This window comes from Phytoactinopolyspora endophytica (assembly GCF_004138495.1).
GTDB lineage: Bacteria > Actinomycetota > Actinomycetes > Jiangellales > Jiangellaceae > Phytoactinopolyspora > Phytoactinopolyspora endophytica.
This window is the reverse complement of the sequence record NZ_ML142849.1, coordinates 551,147-555,050: the sequence shown is the minus strand read 5'-3', so window position 1 is coordinate 555,050 and position 3,904 is coordinate 551,147. Positions and strand designations below refer to the sequence as shown.

General features: G+C 68.3%; 4 protein-coding genes. 3 read left to right on the top strand and 1 reads right to left on the bottom strand.

Annotation, left to right across the window (positions count from 1 at the left end):
- Nucleotides 1-21: 21 nt before the first annotated feature.
- Both ELR45_RS02475 and coaE read left to right on the top strand, forming a co-directional pair.
- On the top strand, nt 22-699 hold the full coding sequence (locus ELR45_RS02475) for a fimbrillin family protein (protein WP_129663128.1): 678 nt from the start codon (nt 22-24) through the stop codon (nt 697-699).
- Nucleotides 700-759: 60 nt separating this feature from the next.
- The gene (coaE, locus tag ELR45_RS02470) at nt 760-1,998 is read left to right on the top strand and encodes a dephospho-CoA kinase (protein WP_129663126.1); all 1,239 of its coding nucleotides are present in this window, start codon (nt 760-762) and stop codon (nt 1,996-1,998) included.
- A 253-nt stretch (nt 1,999-2,251) separates the two neighbouring features.
- On the opposite strand, the gene ELR45_RS02465 is transcribed toward coaE, so the two are convergent.
- A complete protein-coding gene (locus ELR45_RS02465) occupies nt 2,252-2,974 on the bottom strand; it encodes a pyridoxamine 5'-phosphate oxidase family protein (RefSeq protein WP_129663124.1) in 723 nt (240 codons plus the stop codon).
- Nucleotides 2,975-2,997: 23 nt separating this feature from the next.
- On the opposite strand from ELR45_RS02465, the gene ELR45_RS36525 reads away from it, so the two are divergent.
- A partial coding sequence (locus ELR45_RS36525; RefSeq protein ID WP_205855720.1) for an aminotransferase-like domain-containing protein occupies nt 2,998-3,904 on the top strand: 907 nt, incomplete at its 3' end.

The following is a 3,904-nucleotide window of genomic DNA, read 5'->3' as shown; positions in this document are numbered from 1 at the left end:
CGAGCAGGTACGGTTATGCGCGTGAGTCGAGTTCTACGGAGATGTCTCGCGGTCGTCGTCCTTCCGGCCGCCGTCATGTTGAGTGGCTGCACCGACAACGATGAGCCAGAGGTCCCTGAGGTTCCTGGAGAGACCGACGAGCCGACGGGCGACACCACCGCCACCGAGGCAGTAGATGCCACGCCCGACCCGACGTCCACCCTGGACGTTCCGTTCGAGTGCAGTGAGTTGATGAGCGCCGGCCGGGTGGTCCAGATCCTGCAGACGTCGTTGGACGGCGAGACGCAGCGCGTATACAACGAGGACTTCCTCGAGGATTCCGGGCGTACCGGTCGCCTCACGTGCAGGTATGGTGCACCCACGGGCGGCGAGACTGCTTCTCCGTCGCCCGATTCCGAGCCGGAGGCCCCGGCGGTGGAGATCGCGGTGAGCTCCTACATCGACGAGGAGACGGCCGGCGGGCGTATCGACGCGACGCTGGGCTCGACTTCCCGCGACATCGAGCCGCAGACGATGGGCGGCAACGAGGGCTACGTGCTGACCGGCCAAGACGAGGTCACGTTCATCATGGCCGAAGGCGTGCGCACCTACGTCATCGCGCTGCGCCGCGGCGTAGTGGCGGAAGCGGCCGAGCTCGTCGTCATGCTGGACCTCGCGGCCGAGATGCTCGGCCTCGACGCGCCCACCCCGGAGTCGTGAGAGCATCTGAGCCACGCACCCAGCGCGACGGCCTGACCGAGTACAACTAGAGTCGGCATTGTGTTGCGTGTTGGACTGACGGGCGGGATCGGGGCAGGAAAGTCGACGGTGGCGGAGCGGCTCAGTGAGCTCGGTGCCGTCGTGATCGATGCAGATCGGATCTCCCGCGAGGTGGTCGAACCCGGCACACCTGGCCTTGAGGCGGTCATCCGCGAGTTCGGGTCCGGCGTGGTGACATCGGACGGCTCACTCGATCGGGCCGAGCTTGGACGTCTTGCTTTCGGCAGCGATGAGCGTCGTGCCGCTTTGAACAGCATCATCCACCCGCTTGTGTACCAGCGGCGATCCGAGCTCGTGGCAGCCGCCCCCGCGAGCTCTGTGGTCGTCGAGGACATCCCGCTGCTGGTCGAGAACGGTTTGGGCGCCGCGTACCCGCTGGTGCTTGTGGTGCACGCGCCGGTGGAACTGCGGGTGGAGCGGCTGGTCGCCCGAGGTTTGACCGCCGACGACGCTCGGTCCCGCATCCGCGCGCAGGCCGACGACGATGCTCGCCGGGCTGCCGCTGACGTGTGGCTGGAGAATACAGACACCGTACGACGGCTGCTGGACGAGGTGGACGAGCTGTGGCACCGCCGGCTCGTCCAGTTCGAGCGGAACGTCCGGGAACGTCGTCCGGCCGAGCGTCGGTCGGACCAGCACTCGCCGGCGGATGCCGCGGACGTGGTGGATGCCGCGGACGTGGCGGATATGGTGCGGCCGCGACTGGTCGAGGCGGACCCCACGTGGCCGGACCAGGCTGCTCGACTCATCGAACGTGTTCAGCACGTCGCGGGAGAACGTGCACAGCGGATTGACCATATCGGCTCCACCTCAGTGCCGGGTCTGCTGGCCAAGGACGTGATCGATCTGCAGGTAGTGGTCGACGACATGCAGGCTGCGGGCACAGTTGCCGACGACCTGCACGACGTGGGCTTCGTCCGGATGCCAGGTCGGTGGTTCGATGTGCTGCGCGACGGAACTGAACGGGACAAGGCGATGGCCTGTAACGCTGACCCGGCACGTGCGGTCAACGTGCACGTCCGGCCAGCCGGTTCACAGGCGTGGCGCGACGCCCTGCTGCTGCGCGACCGGCTACGCGCGTCAGCCGAGGAGTCCGCGGAGTACGCAGCCCTGAAGCGTCAGCTGGCCAACGGGGAGTACCCCACGATGGATGACTACGCGCAGCGGAAGACCCCGTGGATCAACGCCGCGTTGGCACGCGCTGACGCGTGGGCCGAGGAGACCGGCTGGTCGGCGTGAACGGCCAGCTTGTGTGAACTGTTGGTCGGTGTGAACGGTCGACCAGTGTGAACCGCTGGAAGCATGGAGGTGGGGAGAGGGATCTCCCGGCGGCGGGTCGCGTGGGGCGGGCCGCTTCGGATGATCTGGGGCCCGGCTGGGCTTGAGCCGGGAGATCCCTCTCCCCACCTCCTGTTGAGCAGCCTGTGCCGAGCTGTTACCGACAGTCACTCAGCGCGCGGCGGTTCGCGATTGAGCCGGGAGGTTCCTGCTCCTACCTGGTTTGTGGCGGCCGGTTGTCGAGTTCTTGGCGACGATCGCTCAGGGCGGGGCGGTTCGAGACTCGGTCGGGGACGAGCGTTCCGTCGGGGAGCAGCGGGCACGGCTCTGGGGTGCCCCAATGCTGCTGGATTGGCAATACGCCGGCCCACCCCTGGTGCGTCTCGACGTCCTCGTCCTCGTCGTTCGGCGCACCGGAGCGCAGCTTCACCGACGCGTCGTACAAGGGCAGGGCGAGGACGCTGGTGGCTGCGAGCTCCTTTCGGCTCGGCCGGCGCGTGTTCTCCCACGAACCAGGGGCGATGTGCTCGGTCAGGACGCGCAGCGCGTGCAGTTTGGCGGATGGTTCGGTGAGGGTGGTGGCACGGCCGTGGACAACGGCGCTCAAGTAGTTCATCGAGTGATGGAAGGCGGAGCGGGCGTACACGATTCCGTCCAGGCGGGTAACCGCGACGCTGACGGGCGCACCCTGTGAACTCGCCACCAGGCTCGCGGATCCGGTGGAGCCGTGCAGGTAGAGCGTGTCCCCGTCGCGCCCGTACCCGGTGGGGAGCACTATGGGCGCGCCGTCGCGAATGATCCCGAGATGGCAGATCAGGCAGGAGTCGAGCAGCTCATACAGCAGTGCACGGTCGGTCTGGGCCTTGCGGTTTCCGCGCCGGACCACGCTGCGGTCGGTGGGGGAGAGCGGGATGTCTTCGGTCACGTGTATGAGCATGGTGGACGAAGTGGCATCCTTGAATGGCCAATTCCGATGATTCTGGGAAGGCCACTGCTGTGAACGACCTGCCGCTCGTCCTCGAACGCGATTCTGACGATCCGTTGGCGCTCCAGGTAGCCGACCAACTCCGCTCGGCGGCCGCGCGAGGGCTGATGCGGGTGGGGGAGCGGCTGCCCTCGACCAGAGCGCTCGCGGCGTCGCTCAGCGTGAGCCGCACCGTGACGGCCGCCGCTTACGAGCAGCTCTACGCCGAGGGATGGTTGATCACCCGGCACGGTGCAGGCACCTTCCTGGCAGCAAGGCCCACCGTTGGAACGGGTGATGACCCCTGGCCGCCGGCGGCTTGGCGAACCGTGGAGCCGGATGACTGGTCGACGGATGACACGGCGACGGCGCGCAAGAAGGTGGCGACGACGCGCAAGGCGGTGGTGCCGAGGCACAAAGCGACGACGGACCGTGCGGTGCACGAGAGCGTGGCGCGCGAGCAGGTGGACCTGGAGCCCGGATCGCCATGGGCGGCAGGGATCCGTACCGAGATGTGGCGTCGCGCCTGGAGGCGGGCCGGCGACGTCGTGCCGGACGCGCGACCACTGCGCGCCGGGGGACTCGGCTATCGTGCGGCGGTCGAGGAACACCTGCTCCGGCATCGTGGACTGCTCGCGGGCAGTAGCGCGGTGCTGGCCACCAACGGGACGACATCGGCCGTGGCCGAGCTCGCCCTGGCCGTGTTCGAGCCCGGCGATGCGATCGCGGTCGAGGAACCGGGCTATCCCCGAGCCGTGAACGCTCTGCGTGCGGCCGGGCGGAGGGTCGTCCCCGTTCCGGTGGACGCCGACGGGCTGATGGTCGAGGCGATCCCTGCCGGTGTGCGGGCCGTGTACTGCACCCCGGCACATCAGTTCCCGCTGGGCGCCCGGCTCCCGGCGG